The sequence below is a fragment of the Bifidobacterium asteroides genome, from assembly GCF_019469425.1.
Lineage (GTDB): Bacteria > Actinomycetota > Actinomycetes > Actinomycetales > Bifidobacteriaceae > Bombiscardovia > Bombiscardovia asteroides_I.
The window spans coordinates 1,580,864-1,605,378 of record NZ_CP048272.1; the positions used below are offsets into that span (position 1 = coordinate 1,580,864).

Here is a 24,515-nt window from a genome sequence, read left to right on the forward strand (position 1 = left end):
TTCAGTCCAGATCGTCCACGACCACCACTTCAGTGGGCACATTGCCCGCCGTGGCCTTGGAATAGGGGCAAAGCTCCTGGGTGCGCTCCACCAGGCGGGTGGCCAGATCACGATCGACGCCGGGCAGGCAAACCTCGATCAGAGCCTTGATGCCAAAGGACTCGCCCTGGTCACCGAGGGAGATATGGGTGCGCACCCTGCTTTGGGCAAGCTTGGTGGCCGACACGCGCAACTCCTTGCCGGCCAGTCCCATGGCTCCCTGGAAGCAGGCGCCCCAGCCGATGGCGAAGAGCTGCTCGGGGTTGGTGCCCTGGCCCTTGCCCCCCATGGCCTTGGGCGTGTCCAGGTCCAAGGAGAGATCGGGCTCGTGGCTGTCCGCATGGCCCTCGCGGCCACCGGTGATGCCAGCTACAGCTGTGTACGATATATTGCTTGGTTCATTTCCTGTATATGTAGCCATAACCTCATCTCACCACTAATAATGCCCCTTGACAAGGCTCCAAGCCTATGTTCGACCTGTGATTGTGGTCTCAAATTACAGATTCAGGGGCAATCAGGTGCAGGTCGGCAGGGTCGACCACCTCATGCACACCCAGATAGAGCCGCGGAATCCGGCTACGCAGGCAGGTGAAAATCTCATAGCTGATGGTGTCGGCGGCCCGGGCCCAGTCATCAGCGGTTGGCTCAGCCCGATCCTCCCCCCGACCTGGCCCGAAGAGAACAACGGTATCGCCCTCGTTCACTCCCAATTCGGAAGCCATGCCCTTGAGATCAAGAACGCACTGGTCCATACAGACCCTGCCAGCGACGCGAACCAACTTGGGTCCTTGACGAGTCATCAAACGGACGGGGCCGCCCAAGCGCTCCCGGCCCATAGCGCCCTCACGGTCGAAGCCCGAGGCAGACCGGTGAATCCCGTCGCCGTATCCCAGAGGCAAGATGGCCGTGCTTGTCGGCTTCTCCGTCAAATAAGTGCGTCCGTAGGAGACGCCGTGGCCGGCCGGCATATCCTTGACGGTGCCCAGCTGAGCCTGGAGGGTCATTGCCGGGCGTAGGCCATAATCAGTCGAAACCCCCATGGAGGGATCCGGCTCGTATCCGTACAGGCCGATGCCAGGACGGGTCAGGTCATAACGTATCCCAGGACGGGTGAGTGTGGCGGCGGTGTTGGCCAGATGCCGGATTGCGGGCTTCATGCCGGCGGCCGCCATCCTGTCAGAGAACTCCTCGAAGAGGGCGATCTGCTCGCCAGTGGACGACACGAACTCGTCCACGCCAGGCATGTCGGCCACTGCCAGATGGCTGAAAAGCCCCACAGGCTCCAACAGACCCTGGGCGGCCAGGGTGGAGAGCTCGTGCAGGGCATCCCCGAAGGCTTCAGGAGTAAAGCCGTTGCGTCCGAAGCCGGTGTCCACCTTGATGTGGACACGGGCAGGCCTGCCAACCTGATCTGCAGCCTTAGCCACCATGTCCATGGTCTTCAGGGAACCGACGCCCAGGTCGATGTCAGCCTGAATCAGCTGACCGAAGGGGGCGCAGTCCCCGTTGAACATCCAGGACAGAATCCGGCAACGGTCGGAGCCTATGCCTGCACGACGCAGACGCAGGGCCTCGCTGGGCTGGGCCGTGCCCAGCCAGGTGGCCCCGCCGGCCAAGGCCGCCAGGGCGGCGGGGATGAGCCCATGGCCGTAGGCATCGGCCTTGACCACGCCCATGACTGCAGCACCGGGGTTCGTGGAATGAACCAGTTTCACCAGGGTGACCATATTGGCCTTCAAGGTCCGCAAGTCCACGATGATCTGCCCAGGATAGGCCCGAAGAGCTTCCTCGTAATGTCTCTGGCCCTCGGGCCCGGAGAACCGCCATGCCGGTGCTGCATTCAAAGTCATGGCTCCATTGTGCGACGGCGCTGCGACGGTCTCAGACAGTGACCAAGCGCTTGGCCTCCCTTTCGCGCTCAGCCAGGTCAAGGGGACGGCCGTGCCACTGATAGGCCACTCGCACGTTCTCGATCTCCTTGTTCTCAGGCATGATGATGTTGCCGCAGCGGGTGAAACCATGGGTCTCCAGGATGTGCTGCATGGCATAGTTCTTCAGTCCCGTATCAGCGCGGATGTTCTCGTATCGGCGCATGCTCCAGTCAAGCAGGTCCCCGGCCGCGTGGCGCCCCAGTCCTGAGGCGGCCACCCGATGGATGGTGGTATAGGGGCGGTCGTCCAGCCAACTGCCATCGATGACCCGATAATCCGGCTCCGGATCATGGAAGAGGGCAAAGACGCCGACGATGCGCTCGTGGCTGCCCTTGTGCTCGTCCAGCTCAGGTTCAGGGTAGACGGGATCCTCAGGCATCTGATCCATGCCAGCTGCATCGTCAACCAAGAGCATGGTGTGGCCCCCGGCGATATCTTCGCGGATGCGTTCGGGCAGGGGGTACTTGTCCCCCCACTGACGGGGGTTGCCGGTCTCGGCCATCCGCTTCCTGGCGTAGGCGTAGACAGGCATGATCGCCTCAAAGTCGTCCATGGTGGCATGACGGATCCAACGTGCAGTTTCCATCGCGTACCTGCTCACTGTGGCTACCTCTTTCTCGACCGATGCGGGAGGGGCCAGGCCCGCCCCCGCGATTGCCGAAGTACGAGTGTATCCATCAGGAAGCTGCTACGAAGTGAGTACGCATTGAGCGAATCAGGGAATAGTTTGGGCTATTGCGCGGCCTCTTGATTCCGACTTTTCGAGCGCAAACGACGGACACGGGTCAGGTTGACCACACTGTGTCGGCTGACCAGACGGGTTGGCATGACCACATGTCGCTGGAACTCCTTGCCCTGGCGTGCATCGAGGATCATTCCCACCGCCATCCTGGCCATCAGATCAAATGGCTGGTCCACCGTGGTAAGGGATGGCATCAAATACGAGGATGGATAGACGTTGTCGAATCCGACAACAGACAAGTCCTGCCCGGGCTCCAGTCCACGTTCGCGCGCCGCTCTATAGATATTGACGGCTGTCAAGTCGTTGCAGGCCAGGATAGCAGTCGGACGATGAGCACGGTCCAGCAGATCACAAGCAGCCTGGTACCCTCTGTCAGGCAAATAGTCTCCCTGCTGAACCATAGTCGAGGGCAGGCTGGCACCGATGGCTGCCAATGCTGCCCGGTATCCAGCCAGTCTGGCTTGCGCGGATTGCACATTCGCCGGTCCGGCGATAACTCCAATACACCGGTGGCCGGCGTCCAAAAGGCATTTGGCCGCCTGGTACCCTCCAGTCCAATTATCAAGCGTTATGCTCATGTCCTCATCGCTGACCAAGTCCACTGGATCGACCGCAACCAAGGGAATGCCCCGTGCTTTGAGCACATTCTTGCCCTCCTGGTCTATGGAGGACATTTGGGTGATCACACCCAGCGGGTTGCGATCAATGATCCCCCTCAGACATTCCTCGGCGCGCCGCTGGTGGTCAGTCTGTGTCACCGTCAGAGCCAGACCGGCATCCAAAGCCCATTTTGAGGCATAACGTATCATCTCGATGGTGCCATTGTTGGCAATATAATCCACCACCAGCTCAATGGTTTGGGCGATCTTGGTACTGACAAGCGGATGCGCATAGCCCTGGTCAGCCAGAGCCTTTTCGACCCTGCGACGGGTTTTTGCCGCCACGCCCGGTCGACCGTTGATCACCTTGGATACGGTCGAAGCCGAGATGCCGAGCTGCTCGGCTATTGCGCCCACGTGCGGATTGCCGGGTTCCTGTCTGGCCATGTGCATCCTTTCCATTACCCAACAATCGTAACCAATGAAGAAGCGATAGCATCCATGTCGGGTTTAGAATTTTTACATTTCCGATTTTCAAATTTCTATTCATACGCCTATACTGAGGTATACGTTCACAAGATTGGCAAAGGAGCCACGATGAGTACTATCACTGCAGTGAAAACGTATGACTTTCGTTTTCCCACTTCTCTGACCCTCTCAGGGTCGGATGCCATGAACAAAGACCCCGACTATTCGGCCGCCTATGTGGAAATACACACCTCGGCTGAGGACGGCATCAAGGGCTGCGGACTGGTCTTCACCATCGGACGAGGCAACGATGTTGTATGCAGAGCCATAGATTCCATAGGAGATACTCTGCGTGGCCTGGAGGTTGAACGTCTGCTGGACAGCATGGGTTTAGCCTGGGACCTATTGGTCCATGACTCACAGTTACGCTGGCTGGGACCCGAAAAGGGGGTTGAGCACATGGCCATTGGCGCGCTGCTGAGCGCCCTTTGGGACATGAAAGCCAAAAAAGCAAGAAAACCTTTGTGGCTGCTGCTGGCTGAAATGGATCCCGAAGACCTGGTCAGCACCTTGGACTTTCGATATCTGTCCGATGCCCTGCGCCCCGAGGAGGCCATAGACATCCTCAAGGATGGGCAATCTGGTAAGCAGGAGCGCATTGAGGACATTCGCCAACACGGATATCCTGGCTATTCGACAGCACCCGGCTGGCTTGGCTACAGCGACGAAAAAATGGTGGAGATCGCCAAACGGGAGACCCGGGAAAAGGGCTTCAAACAAATCAAGCTCAAGGTTGGCCAGAACCTTGATGATGACATACGCCGCCTGGGACTGGCCAGGGATGCCATCGGCCCCGACATCCGCCTGGCCGTCGACGCCAATCAGGTTTGGGACGTCCCACAAGCCATTGACTGGATCAACCATTTCCATGACTTCGACCTGGCCTGGGTCGAAGAGCCTACCAGCCCCGACGACATTATCGGCCACGCAACCATTGCCAGAGCCATCAATCCCATCCCAGTGGCAACCGGCGAACAGATGCAGAACCGCATTATGTTCAAGCAGTTCCTGCAGGCCAACGCCTTCGGCATCATGCAGGTCGACGCCACAAGAGTGGCGGGCCCCCAAGAGATAGTTCTGGAATACCTATTGGCTCGCAAGTTCCACAAAATAGTCTGCCCACACGCCGGCGGGGTCGGACTGTGCGAGATGGTCTGCCACTTCGCCATGTTCGATTATGCAGCCGTCTCCTGCACCACGCAGGGTCGAATGATCGAATATGTGGACAACCAGCACGAATACTTTGTGAACCCCGTGCGTATCAGCCAAGGCATGTATCAAGCACAGACAAATCCCGGCAATGGGGCTGAAATGACCCTGGAGACTGCAAAGCGCTACCTCCACCAAGAGTGACTTCGAGCCACCTCAATCACAATTCGGTCCAACCCTGGACCCTTAACGAATCATCAATCCATACAGACAAAGGAGTTCTCATGGATCTGCATCTCAAGAACAAGGTATTCATCATCACCGGTGGCTTCAAGGGCATCGGCAGGGGCATCACCCTGCAACTGGCCCAGGAGGGCGCCATAACAGCAGTCATAGACCGTGACGAGTCAGCCAAGAGCCAATTCTGCAAAGACATCGAAGCCTATACCGATACCTATCGGACCTTCATTTTGAATCTGAATGACACCGACGGCATAGCCCCCATTGTGGAGCAGGTACACAAGGAATTCGGCCATATTGATGGCATAGTCAACAACGCTGGGGTCAACGACAACAAGGACTTGGAAACCACCGACTGGCGGGAGTTCGAACATTCCGTGCACGGTAATCTCACTCACTACTACGAACTCATGCATGCCTCTTGTGCCTATCTCAAGGAAAGCCACGGATCCGTCATAAATATCACCTCCAAAACAGCCGTGACCGGTCAAGGCAAGACCAGCGCCTATGCGGCGGCTAAGGGCGGAATTCTGGGCCTGACCAGAGAATGGGCTGCGGCCTTGGTGCACGATGAGGTACGAGTGAACGCCATCGTGGTCTCGGAATGCTGGACCCCGCTCTATGCCGACTGGATTAAGACCTTTGGCGATGAAAAGGCCCAGCAGGCCCGTCTGTCGGTCATCACAGACAAGATTCCTCTGGAGCATCGCATGACCACACCCGAGGAGATCGGGAACACCGCCACTTTCCTGCTCTCCGATCGCGCATCGCACACCACCGGCCAATGGGTATTCGTCGATGGCGGATACGTCCACCTGGACCGGGCACTGAATTGAGCTCTGCCATGGAAAATACAAATACACGAAACAAAGGCGGGTCCAAGGCCACCATCGCCATAGCCCTGGTCATCGGCCTCTTCTTCATCTGGGGATTGACCATGAACCTGGTCAACGCTCTCAACAGCCCGTTCAGCAACTATATGGAGCTGAATAGCACCCAGGCATCACTGCTGCAGGTGGCCTACTATGGAGCCTACTTCGTTATGGCCATCCCAGCCGGAATCATCTCCAAGCGCTTCGGCTACAAGGGCGGTGTCATTTCCGGACTGATACTGTTCGCGGCTGGAGCATTCATCGTGGTGCCAGCCACAAATATGGCCAGCTACGGACTCTTCCTATTCGCCATGTTCGTGATAGCGCTGGGAGCCTCCTCACTGGAGACCAATTGCAACCCTTACGTGACCAAGCTGGGCGACGAAAAAGGCGAATCCTTCAGACTCAATCTGGCACAGAGCTTCAACGGAGTCGGCAACGTAGTGGGGCCTCTGATTTTGGGTGCAGTCCTGTCCAAAACCCTGACCCCAAAACAGCCAGGTTTTGAGCAAGCCAAGGTCAAGTTCCTGTCTGATACCAGGATGATCTATATTGTCATCGGCATCGTCCTGCTGCTGGTGTTGGCTGTCTTCATCGTCTTCAAACTGCCAACACCACCTGGCGATGACGAGCAGGAAGGGAAAACCGGCACCGGCTCTGGCATTTCAAGCCTGCCAAAACGCCCCTACTTCGTATTGGGCGTGATAGCCGAGTTCATCTTTATCGGCTTGCAGGTGGCAGGCATGGCCATGTTCTCCGCTTATGCTCTCCGACACTGGGGCGACGGCATAACCGCCGGTCTGGCTGCCACACTGTTGGCATTGCTGTCAGTGCTGTTCACCCTTGGCCGGTTTCTGACCACTCCGTTGATGACCAAATTCGATGCCAGCAAGATACTGGGCATCTACATGTGCATCACAGCCATGTTGATGATTCTGGTATCCCTGGGTATGGGACGATTCTCGGTCATCTGCTTCCTGATCGCCTATCTGTTCATATCGATCGGCTACCCCACGATCTTCTCGCTGACGCTCAAAGGCATCAGGGGCAACGACGCCAAGACCGGCTCTTCGGCGCTGGTCATGAGTATCGTCGGAGCGGCCCTGATCCCACTGCTGCTGGGCGCCATCCAGGACGCCATGGGCATCGAAATCGCAATGCTGGTGACTGTGCCCGGATTCCTCTACATCGCCTGGTACGCCTTCCGTGGGTGTCGCATAGGTCTTGAGCAGGGAGCCTGACATGACACAACAACTGCAGGTCATCGATGCCCACTTCCATATGTGGAATCTTGAGCGGCAACATCTGCCTTGGCTGGACGGGATTCCCTCACTGAACCGGAGTTTTTCCCTTCATGAATTGGAAAGCGAGTACGAGCAGCTAGGAGTGGAGTTTCTGGGCGGAGTCTATGTGGAAGTAGACTCGGACGACCCCCTATTAGAGGACCGCTTGGTCTATGAGAGCAATAACCCCAAAATTCTTGCCCGAATGCTCCGAGCCCAAGTAGGGCCCTATATGAGGGTGCCCATCAATGCTACGGGCATCAGAGAGCCGCTGCATACTGACTCTGCCCCTCGCGGCCGTTGCATGGAACCCTCCTTCATCGCTGGGCTCCGCGCCATGGCCGATAAGGGCCTGCCCTTTGAGCTATGCAACAGGGGGGCGGAACTGCCGGATATGGCTCAGACATTCTCTCAGGTTCCTTCCCTGACTGTCATCATGGACCACCTGGGCAATATGCCTGACTTGTCGCCGGCCTGTAAAAAAGCCGTACAGACCATGGCAGCCCTGCCGCACTGCTATATCAAGGTGTCAGGCGACCTGCCGGTCGATCACGACATCGTCGCCTTTGTCAGGGACACATTTGCCCCGGACAGGATTCTCTATGCCTCCAACTGGCCGGTAGTCACCGTCCACTCCTCATTACGGGAACACTGGCAACTGATGCTGGACATCTTTGGCCCGGATGAGGACTTCTTCAGGCACAATGCCATGAGGGCCTATGGAATTGATGCCGATATACATGCTGTGAAAGGGTGAATATGCGCACATCATCAGCCAAATTCGAGGGAATATTCTGCCCGTCAATAACCGTCAGCGACGATCAAGGAGTCATAGACACCGCCCTTTGGGGACGACATCTGGACCATCTGATTCAGGCTGGCATCAACGGAGTGCTCCTGTTCGGAAGCATCGGCGAGTTTTATGCATATGATCTCCAAGAGAAGCGCTCAGCCCTGCAATTCGCCATCGACCATATACGAGGACGCGTGAAGGTATTCGTCGGGATAGGCGATACGAACATGGACCGGGTGATGGATCTGACCGCATTTGCCGGACAAATCGGCGCCGATGCCGTGGTTGCTGTCAGCCCCTATTATTTTGGTCCTTCGGAACCGACTGCTTACAGATATTTCAGCAGCATCGCCCATGCCTCGGTTGTACCGGTGATTCTCTATAACTTCCCGGCTCGTACAGGCAACGACTGCTCCCCCGAGTTGGTCGCGAGACTGGCCCGGAAATGTCCGAATATCGTGGGCATCAAAGACACTGTAGACACGATCAGCCACACACGTCGGATCGTATCCGCAGTCAGGGGTGTCAGCAGTGAGTTCTCGGTGTTCTCAGGGTTCGACGAATACTATTTGGCCAACCGTATCTGCGGAGGCAACGGCGTTTTGTCAGGTCTGACGAACGTGGAGCCAGAGACCTTCGTTGCCATGCATCAGGCCTATCAAAAGGGCGATTACCAAACCGCGCTAGACAAGGCCCGACGCATTAACCATTTGATGGCGATTTACGACACTGCGGATTTGTTCGTGTCGGCCATTAAGGGAGCTGTGCGACTGCAGGGTCTGCCCATCAGCACACGCATCCGCGAACCGGCTACGCAGATTGATGACTACCAGATGCGACAGATCGAGACCATACTGCGTAGTTGAGCTTTCATCTATTGCATCGAACAGGGCCTGAGAAAAACCTACCTTTCCTCAGGCCCTGTTGTTCGTCTGTCAGCGTTCAGACCAGCTTGCGCTCGTAAGGATCGGAGCTGATGCCAGCGGCCACAATGTCGCGGCTCCACTGCTTGGCCGAGAAGAGCGAATGGTCGCGGTAGTTGCCGCAGGAGGTGATCTCGGTGCCGGGCACGTCATCCCAGGTGGCCTTTCCGGCGATGAACTCCAACGACTCCTTCAGAGCCTTGGCCACATCCTCGGTCGAATGACGGCCCCAGGCAAGCAGATGGAAGCCCGTCCGGCAACCGAAGGGCGAGCAGTCGATGTAGCCGGGAATGCGCTCGCGCAGGAGCACGGCGATGGTGTGCTCAATGGTGTGCAGCCCAGCAGTTGGAATGGCGTTCTGGTTGGGCTGGACCAGGCGCAGATCATAGTTAGAGATGATGCCCTTGTGCTCGTCCAGCTCAGGTTCAGGGTAGACGGGATCCTCAGGCATCTGATCCATGCCAGCTGCATCGTCAACCAAGAGCATGGTGTGGCCCCCGGCGATATCTTCGCGGATGCGTTCGGGCAGGGGGTACTTGTCCCCCCACTGACGGGGGTTGCCGGTCTCGGCCATCCGCTTCCTGGCGTAGGCGTAGACAGGCATGATCGCCTCAAAGTCGTCCATGGTGGCATGACGGATCCAACGTGCAGTTTCCATCGCGTACCTGCTCACTGTGGCTACCTCTTTCTCGACCGATGCGGGAGGGGCCAGGCCCGCCCCCGCGATTGCCGAAGTACGAGTGTATCCATCAGGAAGCTGCTACGAAGTGAGTACGCATTGAGCGAATCAGGGAATAGTTTGGGCTATTGCGCGCCTCTCATAAAAGTCGGAACCTTTCTTTATCAGCTCCTTAACCAGACTTTCATGCTTCCCGTCTCCCGATTGGCCCAAGCATAGTAAGGAACCAACTTCATGTTTACAGATCGCTCATGCTTATCCGACAGGGGGATATAGAGAGGATCATCAGGGCTATCCTCGGAATCAAGCATGGCTGGTACGGTCAGCATGTCGACGCCGCCAAGCAGATCCTGGTGGAATTCAGATGTCACTTTCTGAGGATCAACAAGGACCCGGTACTGCCAAAGCTTCCCCGGGTTATCAGTCGACTCTGCGCAATAGACCAGAGGGCCCCGCATAAGCGCAACAGATCCGGCATCCGACGAAACCCGCGAGTTGGCTCTCATGAGCTTAACGGCCATATCCATTTCCAGGTGAACATGGCTCTTTTGGCCTGGAGCCAGATCCACATAAATGAATCCGCGCTCAAGCTCCGTCGATTCTTCGAATCCGTCATGGGTCATCTTGTACGAATCTGCCGTCCAACTGGGCACTCTGATGCCGAAACGAACTGGTCCGGAAGCATCCGCAGACAGTTCCAAGTCGTAGTCGACAAGTCCACTCCATGGGTAATTCGTTGACTCCACAACTTCAAGGCCATTGTCAAAGCCGGCCTGATTGGCGATGAACTGATGGCTGAGCACCGTGAAGTCATCAGGCCTTGCATAAATATATCTATCCACGGAGGCGATCAGTCTGGCGATGTTGGCGGGACAGCAGGCGCAGCCAAACCAGTCCACTCTATGTGCCAGAACGTGATGACGATCCGGATTGTCTATACCCTCGGGATCGACTTGGAGGGGATTGACATAGAAGTACTGACGTCCATCCAGACTGATGCCTGCCAAGGCACCGTTGAAAAGCTCACGCTCGAGTATGTCGCCATATTCGCCATCGGCATCCAGCGCAAGCATTCTCTCGGCCAGCATGGTAGCTCCGACCGACGCACAAGTTTCCCCGTACATAGTGTCATTAGGCAGATCGTAATCGTAGGTGAGGGACTCACCGACGTGAGTGGATCCGACATTCCCGGTGATATACATGCGTTTGTCGACCAAGTTGCGCCACAGTCGGCGTACCGTGCGTTCCAAGTCTGCATCTTGGGTAATGGCAGCCAGGTGAGCCATGCCCGTACATAGATACATCAACCTCACTGCATGGCCATGAGCTGTTTGTTGCTGACGAACCGGGCGATCAGCCTGAAAGTACTCCAGAGGATAATCGGCCATATCCGGCGCAATTTGCTCACCTGGCGCGCTCTCTTGTTGCTTGGCGTAGAAACGTGGATCCTGCCCACGAATATTGATGAGATAGGCAGCCAATTGCTTATACCGCTCTTCACCAGTAGCCTCAAAGAGCTTGCAGAGAGCAAGCTCGATTTCAGGATGACCATCGGCTCCGTGGATTTTCCCCTCTTCGGGTCCAATATGCGAATCAATGCAATCAGCCATCCGACGAGCTATATCCAAGGCCTGCCTATTGCCGGTGACTTGGTAATACGCCAGTCCCGCTTCTATGTAGTGACCCATGCTGTAGGTTTCATGGGATTGCTGCAACTGCGAGAAGGGCCTGCGATCCGCCCAAGGACCCGTCCCGATCTGAAATGGTGTGACCAGGTACCCGTCTGGAGTCTGAGCCCTGGAAATAAGGTCCACGGTTCTGTCACAGACCGCTTGCAGGTGGGAATTTGGATGATACTCCAGCACATAGGCGGCTTCCTCCAGCCACTTGTAGAGATCGGAATCCTGAAAGACCATACCTTTGAATTCTCCAGCCTGCTCACCAGCGGCAATGCGCAGATTGCTGACAGCATGACTAAGTGGGTCAGAACCCTGGTTGCCGGCTGGATCATCAGGCACATTTACATTGGCTTGATCATTGAGAACCTGCCACTGATAGGGCAAAACCACACGTGCAATCTGCTCCCGCCGATGTTGCCAAAAAGTTGATGTAATCCTAACTTGTGGTTCACTAGGCAGTGGCTTCCAGCGCAACTGTGTTTTTCTCATTCGTTCTCCTTCTGTCCACAATCGTCAACGCGGACCGTCAGCCCTTGACTGCGCCTGCCATGAATCCCTTGACGTAATACTTCTGAAGCGTCAGGAAGAGGATCGCTGCAGGCAGAAGCAAAACAACCACGCCGGCCTCTGTAGCTCCATAATCAATAACGCCCATGGTCTGCTGACGCATGTTGACCAAGGCCAAAGGCAGGGGGGCGTGCGAGGACCCGACAAGGTAGAGGGGAATCATGAAATTATTCCATGCTTCAAGGAAGGCCAGCAGCCCCACGGTCACCATGGAAGGTTTGACTACGGGCATCAGGATCTTGACCAGTGCCTGCAGGCTATTGCATCCGTCTACCATGGCGGCCTCCTCCATATCCTTGGGAATGGCATCAAAAGCTATCCGCATAATGAAGGTGCTCATGGGAAGTTGGAAAAGAGTCAGGACAAGGCCGACGCCAACCAGGGAATCGTTCAGACCGATGTCCTTGCACCAAACCATAAGCGGTATCAGCAGGGATGCATACGGCACCATGAGAATGGACAGCGTTACCATAAATCCCAGATCATGCCCTGGATATTCAAATCTGGAGAAGGAGTACCCAGCCATAGTGCAGACAATTACGGAAAGCACCACCGTAACCAGAGTGATTACCACCGAATTGGCCAAGTAGGTAGGCAACCCGTCCTGGTAGTGCAACAAGGTCAGATAATTGCCCGGTCCCCAGCCGTCCGTCTGGGCAGATCCTGTCTGCGGACTGAAGGAGCAGATGACCACCCATATCAGGGGAGCAATGAAGACCAGGGCCAACAGGGCCTGAAGAATCCTGCTTATGCAGCGTTTCCACAAGGGCGTAGTCATGATTCCCCTCACTTGGTATTGTCGCGCAGACCGCGCATTTGAATGGAATTGATGACGACCAGGGCCAGCAGCACAATCAGGGAGAGCGCTGCAGCCATGCCCAGGTCCTTCTTGGAGTCGAAGGCAAAGTTGTAAATGAGCTCGACTACGGTCATGGTCGCGTTGTTCGGCCCACCCTTGGTCAGAATGAAGAACTGATCGAAAGCGAGAATGGACCCGGTTACACTATAGACCAAGCACATAATGATGGTCGGCCGCATCAAAGGAAGGGTGATTGACTTGAAAATCCGCCAAGTACCCGCCCCATCCATGCGCGCAGCTTCGTAAAGATCACCCGGAATGGATTGCAGACCTATCATCATGAGCAGCATGTAGTACCCCGAGAACCGCCAGACAATGACAATAATGGTGGCCCAAAGGGCACTCTGCCCGGTGGCCAGCACAGAACCATTGGCATGCATGAGTCCCAGATGAGCCAGGATTTCCGTGACCGGTCCCACCTGAGGCGAATACAGGGCATAGAAGAGCAACGATGCTGAAGCCAGTCCAGTGGCGCTAGGCAGCAGGAAGCAGGTCCTAAGCACGTTGTTCCATGCACTGGACTCTTGCACAAGCAAGGCCAATCCCAGTCCGAGGACCAGGAGAATAACGGTTACTATGACGGTGTACTCCAACGTGAACCCGATGGCATGGCCAAGCAGCTCATTGTGCAGAACCTTGATGAAATTCGTCGGAAAATTCCAACCCCGGTTACCGCCCATCAAGGTCCAGCGAGAACCTGCCATGACGATCAGCAGGACGATGGGAACGACGAAAAGGACGATAATGAACAGCCAATCCGGGAGAGCATAAATCATCCCTCGGCGCATTCTTCTTCCGCCTACCATGCTTCGTCTTCGTGTTACTGCTTGCCCACTGCTACCTGACATATTGCACCCCTTCGTTGGTCATACCGATCGTCGGCGATCGTCAGAGAGGCTCCTCCGCAACCTTTCTGACGAAACCGATGGATCCTTATTTACGGCCATTCACTCCTTGGACAGGACCTTGCTGACCGCCTGATTGTCGGCTTGCAAATTACCCTTGCCCCAGACGGCATTCTGTATCAGTAACTGCCAGGGCGACCCGGCGGCATTGAAGGCCTCGTTGAAGGCCGGAGACTTTGGGGTCTGACCATGGCCGTCGACAATGACAGAATTGATGGTCTGTACCCGCGGATCAGCATCGGTATAAGCGGTCTTCAGGGTACGGATGTTCGATGCGGTGTCACCCTTGTCAGCAAACACCTGCTTCTGGCTATCCGCTTGCATCAGCCAGGAAAGGAAGTTCCAAGCCTGAGCGACATGCTTGCTGTCCTTGGAGATTCCCATGGCATCCCCGCCAAGGAAAGTGGCGGTCTTGCCCTCCTCAGTGCCGGGTATAGGAGCCACGCCAACCTTGAATCCGCCCTTCTTCTCCGCTTCAATGACTGCGGTCACCGAAGTGTTGGGGTAGGGCATCACACCGACCTTTCCATTGGCGAATGGGGCTGTCCAAGTAGCGCCCGTCTCCTCCTTGGAGCCTGCTCCTAGGCCATTGGAGGTCTCAGCAAGCTGATGGTAAGCGTCCAGAGTGGCCTTCATAGAGGGGTTGTCCAGAGAAGCCTTGCTACCGTCGTCGTTCATCACTTCATGACCATCAGCCCACGAGGACGGGAAAAGATCAAATGCCAGCGCCCCGCCTGACTGACCAGCCAGATATGATCCTGAGACCCCGTCCTTGTTCAAACCGGCAATCTTCTTGGCCTGACTTGCGAATTCCTCTATGCTGGCTGGGCCTTTCTCCGGGTCCAGACCGGCCTGCTGGTAAAGGTCTTTGTTCCAGACCATGATCGAAACATCGGTGATGAAGGGCAGCGTGTATTTCTTGCCATCCACTGTTCCAGCCTTGATATGGCCCTGTTGAAGATCAGCTTTATTCGACAGGGCATCGATCTGCTTGGTGATGTCCTTGAAGATGCCCTCAGAAGCCCAATAGGGAATGCGGACTACATCACCCGCCAGAATATCCGGCAGCGAACCAGTCTGGGAGGCTCCGCCTACCTTGCCTTCCATATCGTCGTTGGGGATAATCTCCAACTTGACCTTGTTCTTGTGGGACTTGTTGTACACAGCGACCACGTTTTTTGCCTGCCGCTCCAGTGGCGATCTGGTCCACAGGGTGATTTGCTCCCCATCGTCCGTCCCCTTGGCCGGTATCTTGTCGGAAACCGCGCCGGGCTGCGATCCTCCTCCACATGCGGCCAATGGCAGGAGCATGGCGACAGCGGCTATGGCTGTCGTCGTACGTACGATGCTCTTCATCGAGATCATATCTGCTTCTTTCTCTACGTTCCCGCTCATCGTTGAGAGCTGGCTGCGGAAACTCCGCTTAGCATTCGACGAGTCTCATTTGAATCCAACCGAATGATCCACGCCAAAAGCCCTTTCATCATATGTGATATCAGCGAAAATGCAAAATCGCTTTCTCACAGTGTTGCAAATCTATTGATTATTCATAGATGAAGTATTTTCCTCTACTTTTTTGTCGTCTATGCGAAAATGAAGGTTTTGAGTTTTCGCAACTGCCGAAATCCTCGCAAGACCGCACTAGCATATGGATTAACACACGATGCAATCAACTGCTCGGAAAATTCACGAACTGGAGTCGGACATGGAGAAGACAACACGGACTGTCAGGCTGTCGGATGTGGCACGAATGGCCCAGGTGTCGCTATCGACGGCTTCTAAAGCGCTTCATGACCAGCCCAGGGTGAGTCCAGCGACCAGAAAAAAGGTTCGGGCAGCGGCAGAACGTCTGCACTACAGTCCAAACAAGATGGCTCAATCGCTGGCCAGCGGCAAGAGCGGCATCATCGGTCTGGTCACCTCAGACCTGACCGGCCGTTTTTCAACCCCTATCCTAATTGGGGCCGAAAACGAGTTGCGCGCTGGCTCCGTATCTGTTTTGCTGGCGAACGCCCGAGGTGATGAAGCCTTGGAACGCAGCCATGTTGAAAAACTACTCTCGTTGAATGTGGACGGCCTGCTCATCGTGCAGAGGGAAACCAATCCCCGTTCCAGCCTGGGAAACGTAGGTGTCCCTTTGGTCTATGCATATGGACCGTCAACCAATCCCAATGATGCTTCTGTCACCTGCGACAATGTCGATGCCGGACGAATCGCAGTCAATTCGCTCATCTCCTGCGGACGCAACAAAATAGCCATCATTGGAGGCGACGAAACTTTTACAGCAGCCACAGATCGGACCAAGGGATCACTTGAGGCGCTGGCAGAATTCGGCCTTGAACCTGCTGGGCCAATCCGATACGGCCGTTGGAATGAGAATTGGGGACGCGCAGCTACCAGACTATTGCTTGACCAAGGCGTCGATTTTGATGCAGTCGTCTGTCAAAGTGACCAACTGGCAAGGGGCTGCATCGATGCACTGAAGCAACAGGGGCTGTCGATTCCTGATGACGTGGCGGTGGTAGGCCACGACAACTGGGATGTGCTGGTCAACGCCTCCAGGCCTTCATTGACTAGCATCGACAACAACACCGAGCTGATTGGCCGCATTGCCGCTCGGCAGCTCATGGATGCCATCAAAGGACAGCCGCACCATGGGATTGACTATGTACCCTGCCGTCTGATTCAACGCGAGTCAACGGTACCCATGGATTAAAGCAAGATAGAGGCCCAGGCTGAGCTTTCATCTTCAGCCTGGGCCTCTTAGTCAGCGTTCAGACCAGCTTGCGCTCGTAAGGATCGGAGCTGATGCCAGCGGCCACAATGTCGCGGCTCCACTGCTTGGCCGAGAAGAGCGAATGGTCGCGGTAGTTGCCGCAGGAGGTGATCTCGGTGCCGGGCACGTCATCCCAGGTGGCCTTTTCGGCGATGAACTCCAACGACTCCTTCAGAGCCTTGGCCACATCCTCGGTCGAATGACGGCCCCAGGCAAGCAGATGGAAGCCCGTCCGGCAACCGAAGGGCGAGCAGTCGATGTAGCCGGGAATGCGTTCGCGCAGGAGCACGGCGATGGTGTGCTCAATGGTGTGCAGCCCAGCAGTTGGAATGGCGTTCTGGTTGGGCTGGACCAGGCGCAGATCATAGTTAGAGATGATGTCTCCCTGCGGGCCCTTCTCTTCGTCGATCAGACGAACGTAGGGCGCCTTGACCTTGGTGTGGTCCAGTTGGAAGCTCTCTACGATAGGTTTGTCAGCCATTGTAATTTCCTTTCCTGTCGGGCGCCCATACGAAAGGCAGCCGCGGTGAAGTCATGCATACCTCATGGTAGGCCGACCCGCCTATCAGACCCTGCCGTGCCCATGGCCATATTCACCCTCTTCCGGCCGAGAACTCGGAAATGACCCCCATGAACTGGGGCCCATATTGCTCCAGTTTGTGCTGTCCCACCCCGTTGACGGTCAGGAAGGTCGCATCGTCGACGGGCCGAAGGCGGCACATATCGCGCAGCGCCTTGTCGGAGAAGACGATGTAGGGAGGCTTGCCGATCTCGCGGGCTATGCTGGTCCGCAGATCGCGCAGCTTCTGGAAGAGTTCCTCATCCTCTGGGCTGGCATCGCTTGCGCCGGCCTGATCGAGACCGTCATCGCCGACTGTCGAAGAAGACCCGCCGCCGAAGACCTTGCCTGAAATACTCGGGCGTTCCGTCCGCTTGATTTCGTAATGGAAGTCCGGTCTGACCGTCTGTACAGCCTTGGGTCCGAAGTGGACCATGGGCAGCCGCCCTTCGGTGATATGCAGATACCCGTCCGAGGCCATCTGGTTAAGCACGTCGCGAATTCGCGCCTCTGGAACCTGGGCCAGAGCGCCATAGCTGGGGCACCGATCCAGCCTTCGCTGAAGAAGGTCCTGCGAGCGCGAACCCCGGAGGATCTGAGCGATCTTGCCGGAGCCGAATCGCTGGTTCACATCATGCACGCACCTGCTGATGGCACGGGCCACATCGCTGACGTCGATAGTCGTGAAGGTGCTCAGACAGTTGGAACAGTTCTGGCAGCCGACGCTGCCCGTGTCGGGATGCCCTGCTGTGACGGATTTGCCCTTGTCGGCCTCGGCGGGCGAAAGACCTGCAGCAGCCTGGTCCACCTCCTCGCCGAAGTACCGCAACATGTACTGGTGAAGGCAGCCAGTGGTTCGACAGTAGCCGATCATGACATTGAGCAGACGCCGGTGTTCGGCCCTGACCGCTTCAGTCTGTTCACCGGTCAGTCTGTCGTTGCCATTGTCCATGTCCAAGAGCCGCCTGCGGGTGACGATGTCGCTCTCGTTCCACAGCAGCGAGCATCGGGCGGGCTCGCCGTCGCGTCCCGCCCTGCCGGCCTCCTGGTAGTAGGCCTCGATACTCTCAGGCATATTGTGATGAACGACATAGCGCACGTTGGACTTGTCGATGCCCATGCCGAAAGCATTGGTGGCCACGACCACCTGCACCTTGTCGTCAACGAAGTCCCGTTGTGCCTGCACCCTGTCCTGGGTATCCATGCCAGCGTGGTAGCTGACAGCGCTGACACCAGCCTTGGTCAGATCATCGGCAAGGGCTTCGGTCTCCTTGCGGGTGGCGCAGTAGACGATGCCCGAATCGTCCTGATGCTTCAGGGCGTACTGGACCACCCAGCGATTCTTGTATTTACTCTCCAGCTTGATCACGTCGAAGAAGAGGTTTGGCCTGTCGAATCCTGTCACCGCTACATAGGGGTCGTTCAAGCCCAGCATGTATACGATGTCGCGCCGAACCTTCTCGGTCGCCGTAGCAGTGAAGGCTGCCACCGTGGGCCGGTTAGGCAGGGATCTGATGAAATCGCCGATGCCCAGGTAGGCAGGGCGAAAGTCCTGACCCCACTGGGATACGCAGTGGGCCTCATCCACAGCCAGCAGGGAGATCCTCGTACGCTGGGCGAATTCCCTGAATCTGGGGGCATCCAGCCGCTCGGGAGCCACATAGAGGATCTTGCTGCGTCCCTGGGCAGCTTCCGCCAGGGCCAAAGACTGCTCATCCATAGCTTGGGTGGAATTGACGAACGAGGCCTGGATGCCGGCATCCTCCAGCCCGTCCACCTGGTCCTTCATCAGGGAAACCAAGGGGGAGATGACGATGGTCAACCCGTCCAGCAGGGTGGCAGGAATCTGATAGCAGATGGACTTGCCAGCCCCGGTCGGCATCACACCCAGGCAGTCCTGCCCACCCAGAATCGCCTTGACCAGATCTTCCTGACCCGGGCGAAAAGACTCATATCCGAAATACCGCTTCAGCGCCTGCCCTGCATCCTGGATGTCCACCATGATTCCCCAGTCTATTGCCACGGCAGGAGTCAAGCAGTGGGCGAACGACCATGTGGTCAATCGTGGGACATAGACGGAAACCTACAGGGTCGCGGCTGCCAGCAACTGTCTGGTATAGGACTGCTTGGGATGATTGAGGATTGCTTCCACCGGCCCCTCCTCCACCGCCTTTCCCTGGCTGAGCACCATGACCCTGTCTGCGATGTGCTGGACCACGCCCAGATCATGGGAGATGATGATCATGGACATGCCATTTGACGGATCACTCTGCTGTTTGGACTGGGCCATGATGGATTGAAGGGTATGGAGAATCCCGACGCGTGCTGAGACATCGATGGCGCTCATGGGCTCATCGGCCAGGAGTATCCGGGGCTTCACGATCAGAGCCCGGGCTATGGCCGCCCGCTGGGCCTGGCCTCCGGACAGATCCGAAGGATAAGCCGTCATGATCCTGCCGGGGTCAAGCTGAACCTCCGACAAGACCTTGGCCACCTGATCAGCAGGGCCCGTCCTGTTCTGACGACGATGCCATAGGTGTCCACCCCCCCTGCGCCTGGCAGCCAGAAGAGGTTCGGCGACCGATCGGCCGATGGTCCACCGGGGGTCGAGAGAGGCGAAGGGATTCTGAAAGACCAGAGCAGAGTCTCGCGCAAGCGACTTGGCGGCCGGGGAACCGTGGAGAACCGATCTGCCCAAATATGCCACCTGCCCGGCATCAGCCCTCAACTGACCCAGGAGCAGACGGGAAAGCGTGGTTTTCCCTGAACCTGACTCCCCTATGATCGCCAGGCACTCCCCCGGCAGGAGGGAGACATCGATTCCGTCAACCGCAGCCTTTCGAACCATGCCGCTGCCATTGGAGGCATAGGCCTTGGTCAGGCCCCTCCCGATCAGGATCGGATCGGCATGTGCACCGTCAGTCGCCATCATGCTTGTCTCCATCTGCGCTCAGCGTCAACTCTCTGGCCGCTCTCACCAAGGTCCTGCCCTGTGGACTGGATGGGCTGCGCAGAATGCTGCGAGTCTGCCCGCTTTCCACCACTCGGCCTGCGTCAAGGATGTAGCAGTAATCAGCAACCCGAGCCAGTACGGAGAAGTCATGGGTGATGAACAGCAAGGAGGCCCCGCTTTGGTCAACCAAGGAGACCAACAGATCCACGACCTGCCGCTGGGTGATGGCATCCAGGGCCGTGGTCGGCTCGTCCGCCAAGATCAGTCTGGGCTTGGTGACTAGGGCTGCAGCTATAGCCGCCCGCTGCTGCTGGCCTCCGGACAGCTCATGCGGATAGGAGCCAGCCAGTCCCACATCCAACCCGACCTGTTCCAATATTTCCATGACCCGTCTACGCCTTTCCTGGGCGCTCAGGCGGTAGTGGCGGCGAAGAGGGAGCTCCACCTGGCTGTAGACCTTCTTGACAGGGTTCAGGGCCATGGAAGGATTCTGAAAGATCATGCCCATCCGGGAACCGCGCAGGTCCGCCAGAGACTGGTCATCAGAACCGAGAATCTGGAGCCCGTCCACCAGAATGGATCCAGACAGGGAGGCCATCAGTGGTGCTGTGCCCAGAACGCTGCGGGCGATCATCGACTTTCCGGAGCCTGAGGAGCCGATCAGGCCGACCCGTTGGCCGTCCCCCACCTTGAGGTCCACCTGGTCGAGAATGGTGCGGCCATTGATGGACAGACTCAGGCCGTCAATACTCAGCGACATGGCTGACCTCCCTCGCCGGCATGGATCTCACTTTCGATATGATGATCGGAGTCATCTGATTGCGCAGACGTTTCCTGGCGCTTCTCAGACCGGAGAGCGGACCAACCCGCGGTAGCCACGGCGGCCCTGAGACAGGGGTTGGAAACCGGATCAATGGCATCGCGCAGGGCATCACCGAACAGGTTCAGCGCCACCACCACCATGGTGACCACCAAGCCGGGCCAGAGCACGGTCAGCGGAAAGACATTAATGAACTTGACCGAGGTGGTCAGCGAATGACCCCAGGAGGGCAGGCCAGAGGGAACACCCACCCCCAGATAGGTCAACCCTGCCTCAGCTAGAACGGAGGTCCCCGCCGACATGGAGAGCTGCACACACAGGACCGGAATGATATTGGGCACCAGGTGGGTACAGAAGATTCTGAAGGACCCAACTCCACTGTGCCGGGCGGATTGCACGTAGTCCGACTCTTCCGCCAGGAGCGCCTGGGGCCGCACGATCCGGGCCAGGTTGAGTCCGTAGCCGAAACCACAGGCCACGACAACCACGGCAATGCTGGGTCCCAGGGGGACGGCCAGGACCAGAGCCAGCAGGACTGTGGGCAAGGAAATCAGGGCATCGATCAGCACCACGACCGTCTGCGATACTGCAGAACGTCGGGAGACCATGGCCATGACCAGAAGGAGCCCCAATACGCCTGACAGGATGACCGTCAGAAGGCAGATGGCCAGGTTGGTGGCCGACCCCGCCATCAGCCAGGAGAGAATGTCTGCTCCGGTGCCGTCCGTTCCCAACAGATGGTCGCGGCTGGGAGCCTGCCAGATCCGGTACCCGTCAGTGTCCCAAATAGGAACCGGGGTCCAGAACCTGGAGACCAGGGAGACCAGGATCCAAATGGCCAGAACAATCAGCGAGTATCGCCCAGAGGGCTTGCGCCACATGCTGGCCAGCACCAAACGCGTCCGCCCGAAAAATCCCAGTCGGCCGGGGAAAGCGGCCCTCGATCCCAGGCGGGGCCTGTCTGTATGCCCCCAGCCCATCAGTCAGCCACCTCCTTCCTGACTGCACCTCGAAAACGCGGATCGATCAGTCTATGGATAACGTCCACCAGCAGTCCCAGGAAGAGGAAGAAGGCCGCCAGAAGAAGCAGCTCGGACTGAACGGCCGGAAGATCCCGGTTGCCCACATCGGTGATCAGCATGGAGCCAAGCCCCGGCAGGGCGAACAGGTTCTCGCTGACCATGACCCCGGTGATCATCTCGGCCATGGTCAGCCCCACCACCGAAACCAACTGGGGAGAAGCCAGCCGCAGACCGATGCGCAGGGCGGCCTGGGTTCGGGTCATCCCGCAGGCCATGCCCATGTCCACATACCCCGAAGAGAGCATGTCGCCCAGAAGGGAACGAGTGTACCGCATGATGCCGGCGCCCACGATGATGCCGGTGGACAGGGCAGGCAGAATCAATGACGACAGGGCCTGCCCCGGACGAGCCCAGCCGAGAGCAGGAAAGCCCTGGGAGGGCAGCAGACCGATCAGGCCACTTCCCCTGGCGAAGAGCATGATCAACAGCAGTCCTGACCAGAGGGCCGGTACGGATCCGCCCACGATGGCTGCCATGTGGCTGAAAGACTGCATCCGTGGCGAGCGAGCCAGAGCGGCGGCGCAACCCAGGGGGACGCCCAGCAGCAGGGCCACGCCCAGCCCCAAAAGAATCAGAGGGAAGGTGATCTGGGCTCGTATGCCCACCTGGGAGGCAATGGAACGGTTGGTCAGAGTGGACTTGCCTAGGTCCCCTTTCAGAAAGTCGCTGATCCAATCCAGATACTGCCGTGAGTAGGAGCGGTCCAGGCCCATCTGCCGACGCAGCCTGTCGACACGCTCAGGTGGGGCATCCAGTCCGGCCATGACCGCGGCCACGTCACCGGGCAGGATGCGTAGGGCCAGGAAGATCAGCAGGGAGATGCCCATCAGCGCCAAGACGAAGAGCACCAGGCGCCGCATCAGGAATCTGACCATGGTCATCCCCGCCTATAAATCACGTCGGACAGGGGCATGAGGGACTGGTTCAGATCGACCGGGAAGCCCTCCAACCCCGTCCTCCAGGCCGTGGTCACCCGGTAGTTGAAGAGCCAGTCCGCCGCCGCATCGCTGCTGACAATCCGGGCGGCCTGGGCCAAGAGTCTGTCGGAGTCATCGGCGGAGGTCGTGGCCATGGCCTTCTGGTAGAGCTCCTGGACCTGACGATTGTCGTAGTTGTAGTAGTAGCCGGGGTTGGCCCACTGATGGAAGTCGTGGCTCTCGCCATGATCCACCAGGGACAGGTCGTAGTCCTTGTTGGCATGCACGTCCTGCAGCCAAACTGAAAACTCCACCACCCGCACATCCAGGTCGATGCCCACCTGACGCAGTTGCGAGCGCAGCTGATCGCCCAATTCGCTGCCGTAGGTGTTGGCATATGTCAGCCGCAGCTTAAGCGGGTGGTCGGGACCATACCCGGTCTGGGCCAGAAGCCTCCGCGCCTGCTCCGGATCGTGGGGGTAGAGCCCGGTCAGATCCCGATAGCCTGGATCCAGGGAGGGTATTGGACCGCCCAAGACCCTGTCCGATCCGCCCCGGGATGCGATCAGCTGCCGATGATCAATGGCATGGCGGATGGCCTGACGCACCCGTGGATCGGATGTGGCGGCACCCTTGCCGTTCATGGCCAGGACGTACTTGTCGGTGTCGTCGCCCGCCTTGACCTGGAAGTCGGGATTGTTGCGGAATGGGCTGGCCAGGTTCTCGGTGACTGGAGCCAGCACCTGCACATCCCCGCTGCGCAGGGCGTTGACGGCGGCGTTGTCATCATTGAGGTAGCGGATAACGATGGTTGGCGTCTTAGGCTTGTCGCTGCCCCAGTAATGCGGATCGGCCTTGAGGGTGACCGAATCGTTTGGACGGAAGCTCTCCAGGAGGTATGGACCGGAGCCCACGGCCTGGGTCTTCATGTCGTAATGGGCTCGCCGGTCAAAGACCAGACCAGCCCTGCCACTCAGCTGCCAGAGTAGATCCTGGTAGGGTCTGGACAGCGTCAGACGGACAGTCAGCGGATTTGCGGCATCAACGCTCTGGAAACCCTCCAGCATCTCGCTGCCCTGATAATGACCTGTCATGAGCCCGCGTATGGAGTCGACCACGTCTTGGGCCCGAAGAGCATGGCCATTGGAGAAGCGGATGCCCTCATGCAGATGGAAGGTGTAGACCAGCCCGCTTTCAGAGACATTCCAGGTCCTGGCCAGACCCGGGCGCACCCGGTTCCGGGAATCCCGTGACACCAGGCCCTGATAGACGTTGCCGATCAGAAGCTGATCCAGCGCCGTGCCCGACTGGCTGCGAATGTCCAGATTGGTGGGGGCCAGCTTGAGTCCAACCGTGACCGTTTCCGCCACGGTTCCGCCCTCGGCCTGACCAGCGGCTCCACGATGCCCGGTCCACAGGGAGAGGGCCAAGGCCAGGGCCAGCAGGAGACTGAGCAACTTCCAAGGCAGGCTGTTGCCACCTGACCTCATGGGCCTGATCCTGGCATTGAGTTCGGGATCAGTGCTGGGGCCTGACTCCTGTACCGCGCCTGTATCTGTTGCGGTCACACTGCTATGGGCATGCGCGCCGTCTCGATCTGCATTCATTGACGAATCCTTA

The 24,515-nt window shown here is 57.8% G+C and carries 22 protein-coding genes; 6 read left to right on the top strand and 16 right to left on the bottom strand.

The window, feature by feature from the left end; all coding sequences use genetic code 11:
- Position 1: 1 nt before the first annotated feature.
- The 4 genes from GYM67_RS06485 to GYM67_RS06500 form a co-directional block, all read right to left on the bottom strand.
- Entirely contained in the window at positions 2-460 is a 459-nt protein-coding gene (locus GYM67_RS06485) for an Ohr family peroxiredoxin (RefSeq protein ID WP_220236136.1), read from the bottom strand.
- Between the two features lie 70 nt (positions 461-530).
- On the bottom strand, positions 531-1,889 hold the full coding sequence (gene alr, locus GYM67_RS06490) for an alanine racemase (RefSeq protein ID WP_220236137.1): 1,359 nt from the start codon (positions 1,887-1,889) through the stop codon (positions 531-533).
- A gap of 31 nt (positions 1,890-1,920) precedes the next feature.
- A complete protein-coding gene (locus GYM67_RS06495; RefSeq protein ID WP_220236138.1) occupies positions 1,921-2,556 on the bottom strand; it encodes an N-acetyltransferase in 636 nt (211 codons plus the stop codon).
- 146 nt (positions 2,557-2,702) lie between these two features.
- Entirely contained in the window at positions 2,703-3,758 is a 1,056-nt protein-coding gene (locus tag GYM67_RS06500; RefSeq protein WP_220236139.1) for a LacI family DNA-binding transcriptional regulator, read from the bottom strand.
- 150 nt (positions 3,759-3,908) lie between these two features.
- Here GYM67_RS06500 and GYM67_RS06505 point away from each other — a divergent pair, with 150 nt between their 5' ends.
- The 5 genes from GYM67_RS06505 (at position 3,909) to GYM67_RS06525 (ending at position 9,042) form a co-directional block, all read left to right on the top strand.
- A complete protein-coding gene (locus GYM67_RS06505) occupies positions 3,909-5,192 on the top strand; it encodes an enolase C-terminal domain-like protein (RefSeq protein ID WP_220236140.1) in 1,284 nt (427 codons plus the stop codon).
- Positions 5,193-5,272: 80 nt separating this feature from the next.
- A complete protein-coding gene (locus GYM67_RS06510; protein ID WP_220236141.1) occupies positions 5,273-6,064 on the top strand; it encodes an SDR family oxidoreductase in 792 nt (263 codons plus the stop codon).
- A gap of 8 nt (positions 6,065-6,072) precedes the next feature.
- Positions 6,073-7,341: an MFS transporter gene (locus tag GYM67_RS06515; RefSeq protein WP_220236142.1), complete on the top strand. Its 1,269-nt coding sequence runs from the start codon at positions 6,073-6,075 to the stop codon at positions 7,339-7,341.
- A gap of 1 nt (position 7,342) precedes the next feature.
- Positions 7,343-8,140, top strand: coding sequence for an amidohydrolase family protein (locus GYM67_RS06520; protein ID WP_220236143.1), 798 nt, complete (start codon positions 7,343-7,345; stop codon positions 8,138-8,140).
- Positions 8,141-8,142: 2 nt separating this feature from the next.
- The gene (locus GYM67_RS06525) at positions 8,143-9,042 is read left to right on the top strand and encodes a dihydrodipicolinate synthase family protein (RefSeq protein WP_220236144.1); all 900 of its coding nucleotides are present in this window, start codon (positions 8,143-8,145) and stop codon (positions 9,040-9,042) included.
- Positions 9,043-9,118: 76 nt separating this feature from the next.
- Here GYM67_RS06525 and GYM67_RS09290 read toward each other — a convergent pair whose 3' ends face one another.
- The 5 genes from GYM67_RS09290 to GYM67_RS06550 all read right to left on the bottom strand — a co-directional run bounded on the left by GYM67_RS09290 (position 9,119) and on the right by GYM67_RS06550 (position 15,153).
- Entirely contained in the window at positions 9,119-9,559 is a 441-nt protein-coding gene (locus tag GYM67_RS09290; RefSeq protein ID WP_309485629.1) for an S-ribosylhomocysteine lyase, read from the bottom strand.
- A gap of 383 nt (positions 9,560-9,942) precedes the next feature.
- Positions 9,943-11,946 carry a glycoside hydrolase family 127 protein gene (locus tag GYM67_RS06535; protein ID WP_220236145.1) on the bottom strand — a complete coding sequence of 668 codons (2,004 nt, stop codon included), beginning with the start codon at positions 11,944-11,946 and terminating at the stop codon, positions 9,943-9,945.
- 37 nt (positions 11,947-11,983) lie between these two features.
- Positions 11,984-12,802 (bottom strand): carbohydrate ABC transporter permease, encoded by an 819-nt coding sequence (locus GYM67_RS06540; RefSeq protein ID WP_220236146.1) that lies wholly within the window; start codon positions 12,800-12,802, stop codon positions 11,984-11,986.
- 8 nt (positions 12,803-12,810) lie between these two features.
- Positions 12,811-13,689 (bottom strand): carbohydrate ABC transporter permease, encoded by an 879-nt coding sequence (locus GYM67_RS06545; RefSeq protein WP_309485624.1) that lies wholly within the window; start codon positions 13,687-13,689, stop codon positions 12,811-12,813.
- Between the two features lie 141 nt (positions 13,690-13,830).
- Complete coding sequence (locus tag GYM67_RS06550) at positions 13,831-15,153, bottom strand: ABC transporter substrate-binding protein (protein WP_220236148.1); 1,323 nt, start codon at positions 15,151-15,153, stop codon at positions 13,831-13,833.
- A gap of 340 nt (positions 15,154-15,493) precedes the next feature.
- On the opposite strand from GYM67_RS06550, the gene GYM67_RS06555 reads away from it, so the two are divergent.
- A complete protein-coding gene (locus GYM67_RS06555) occupies positions 15,494-16,504 on the top strand; it encodes a LacI family DNA-binding transcriptional regulator (protein WP_220236149.1) in 1,011 nt (336 codons plus the stop codon).
- 58 nt (positions 16,505-16,562) lie between these two features.
- Here GYM67_RS06555 and GYM67_RS06560 read toward each other — a convergent pair whose 3' ends face one another.
- The 7 genes from GYM67_RS06560 to GYM67_RS06590 form a co-directional block, all read right to left on the bottom strand.
- The gene (locus tag GYM67_RS06560) at positions 16,563-17,045 is read right to left on the bottom strand and encodes an S-ribosylhomocysteine lyase (protein ID WP_029678668.1); all 483 of its coding nucleotides are present in this window, start codon (positions 17,043-17,045) and stop codon (positions 16,563-16,565) included.
- A 112-nt stretch (positions 17,046-17,157) separates the two neighbouring features.
- The gene (locus GYM67_RS06565) at positions 17,158-19,125 is read right to left on the bottom strand and encodes a RecQ family ATP-dependent DNA helicase (protein ID WP_220237444.1); all 1,968 of its coding nucleotides are present in this window, start codon (positions 19,123-19,125) and stop codon (positions 17,158-17,160) included.
- 81 nt (positions 19,126-19,206) lie between these two features.
- Positions 19,207-20,055 carry an ATP-binding cassette domain-containing protein gene (locus GYM67_RS06570; RefSeq protein ID WP_258561467.1) on the bottom strand — a complete coding sequence of 283 codons (849 nt, stop codon included), beginning with the start codon at positions 20,053-20,055 and terminating at the stop codon, positions 19,207-19,209.
- Positions 20,042-20,836 carry an ATP-binding cassette domain-containing protein gene (locus tag GYM67_RS06575; protein WP_220236150.1) on the bottom strand — a complete coding sequence of 265 codons (795 nt, stop codon included), beginning with the start codon at positions 20,834-20,836 and terminating at the stop codon, positions 20,042-20,044. The genes GYM67_RS06570 and GYM67_RS06575 overlap by 14 nt, the downstream gene beginning before the upstream one ends.
- On the bottom strand, positions 20,827-21,876 hold the full coding sequence (locus GYM67_RS06580; protein WP_396019988.1) for an ABC transporter permease: 1,050 nt from the start codon (positions 21,874-21,876) through the stop codon (positions 20,827-20,829). Before GYM67_RS06580 ends, GYM67_RS06575 begins: the two co-directional genes overlap by 10 nt.
- Positions 21,876-22,853, bottom strand: coding sequence for an ABC transporter permease (locus GYM67_RS06585; RefSeq protein WP_220236151.1), 978 nt, complete (start codon positions 22,851-22,853; stop codon positions 21,876-21,878). Before GYM67_RS06585 ends, GYM67_RS06580 begins: the two co-directional genes overlap by 1 nt.
- Before the next feature lie 2 nt (positions 22,854-22,855).
- Positions 22,856-24,502 (bottom strand): ABC transporter substrate-binding protein, encoded by a 1,647-nt coding sequence (locus GYM67_RS06590; RefSeq protein WP_220236152.1) that lies wholly within the window; start codon positions 24,500-24,502, stop codon positions 22,856-22,858.
- Between the last annotated feature and the right edge of the window lie 13 nt (positions 24,503-24,515).

What these genes read in the sequence shown, in the direction of transcription:
- GYM67_RS06485 (WP_220236136.1), bottom strand. Translation starts at nt 460, where the DNA reads ATGGCTACATATACAGGAAATGAACCAAGCAATATATCGTACACAGCT.
- alr (WP_220236137.1), bottom strand. Translation starts at nt 1,889, where the DNA reads ATGACTTTGAATGCAGCACCGGCATGGCGGTTCTCCGGGCCCGAGGGC.
- GYM67_RS06495 (WP_220236138.1), bottom strand. Translation starts at nt 2,556, where the DNA reads ATGGAAACTGCACGTTGGATCCGTCATGCCACCATGGACGACTTTGAG.
- GYM67_RS06500 (WP_220236139.1), bottom strand. Translation starts at nt 3,758, where the DNA reads ATGGCCAGACAGGAACCCGGCAATCCGCACGTGGGCGCAATAGCCGAG.
- GYM67_RS06505 (WP_220236140.1), top strand. Translation starts at nt 3,909, where the DNA reads ATGAGTACTATCACTGCAGTGAAAACGTATGACTTTCGTTTTCCCACT.
- GYM67_RS06510 (WP_220236141.1), top strand. Translation starts at nt 5,273, where the DNA reads ATGGATCTGCATCTCAAGAACAAGGTATTCATCATCACCGGTGGCTTC.
- GYM67_RS06515 (WP_220236142.1), top strand. Translation starts at nt 6,073, where the DNA reads ATGGAAAATACAAATACACGAAACAAAGGCGGGTCCAAGGCCACCATC.
- GYM67_RS06520 (WP_220236143.1), top strand. Translation starts at nt 7,343, where the DNA reads ATGACACAACAACTGCAGGTCATCGATGCCCACTTCCATATGTGGAAT.
- GYM67_RS06525 (WP_220236144.1), top strand. Translation starts at nt 8,143, where the DNA reads ATGCGCACATCATCAGCCAAATTCGAGGGAATATTCTGCCCGTCAATA.
- GYM67_RS09290 (WP_309485629.1), bottom strand. Translation starts at nt 9,559, where the DNA reads ATGGATCAGATGCCTGAGGATCCCGTCTACCCTGAACCTGAGCTGGAC.
- GYM67_RS06535 (WP_220236145.1), bottom strand. Translation starts at nt 11,946, where the DNA reads ATGAGAAAAACACAGTTGCGCTGGAAGCCACTGCCTAGTGAACCACAA.
- GYM67_RS06540 (WP_220236146.1), bottom strand. Translation starts at nt 12,802, where the DNA reads ATGACTACGCCCTTGTGGAAACGCTGCATAAGCAGGATTCTTCAGGCC.
- GYM67_RS06545 (WP_309485624.1), bottom strand. Translation starts at nt 13,689, where the DNA reads ATGGTAGGCGGAAGAAGAATGCGCCGAGGGATGATTTATGCTCTCCCG.
- GYM67_RS06550 (WP_220236148.1), bottom strand. Translation starts at nt 15,153, where the DNA reads ATGATCTCGATGAAGAGCATCGTACGTACGACGACAGCCATAGCCGCT.
- GYM67_RS06555 (WP_220236149.1), top strand. Translation starts at nt 15,494, where the DNA reads ATGGAGAAGACAACACGGACTGTCAGGCTGTCGGATGTGGCACGAATG.
- GYM67_RS06560 (WP_029678668.1), bottom strand. Translation starts at nt 17,045, where the DNA reads ATGGCTGACAAACCTATCGTAGAGAGCTTCCAACTGGACCACACCAAG.
- GYM67_RS06565 (WP_220237444.1), bottom strand. Translation starts at nt 19,125, where the DNA reads ATGGTGGACATCCAGGATGCAGGGCAGGCGCTGAAGCGGTATTTCGGA.
- GYM67_RS06570 (WP_258561467.1), bottom strand. Translation starts at nt 20,055, where the DNA reads ATGATGGCGACTGACGGTGCACATGCCGATCCGATCCTGATCGGGAGG.
- GYM67_RS06575 (WP_220236150.1), bottom strand. Translation starts at nt 20,836, where the DNA reads ATGTCGCTGAGTATTGACGGCCTGAGTCTGTCCATCAATGGCCGCACC.
- GYM67_RS06580 (WP_396019988.1), bottom strand. Translation starts at nt 21,876, where the DNA reads ATGGGCTGGGGGCATACAGACAGGCCCCGCCTGGGATCGAGGGCCGCT.
- GYM67_RS06585 (WP_220236151.1), bottom strand. Translation starts at nt 22,853, where the DNA reads ATGGTCAGATTCCTGATGCGGCGCCTGGTGCTCTTCGTCTTGGCGCTG.
- GYM67_RS06590 (WP_220236152.1), bottom strand. Translation starts at nt 24,502, where the DNA reads ATGAATGCAGATCGAGACGGCGCGCATGCCCATAGCAGTGTGACCGCA.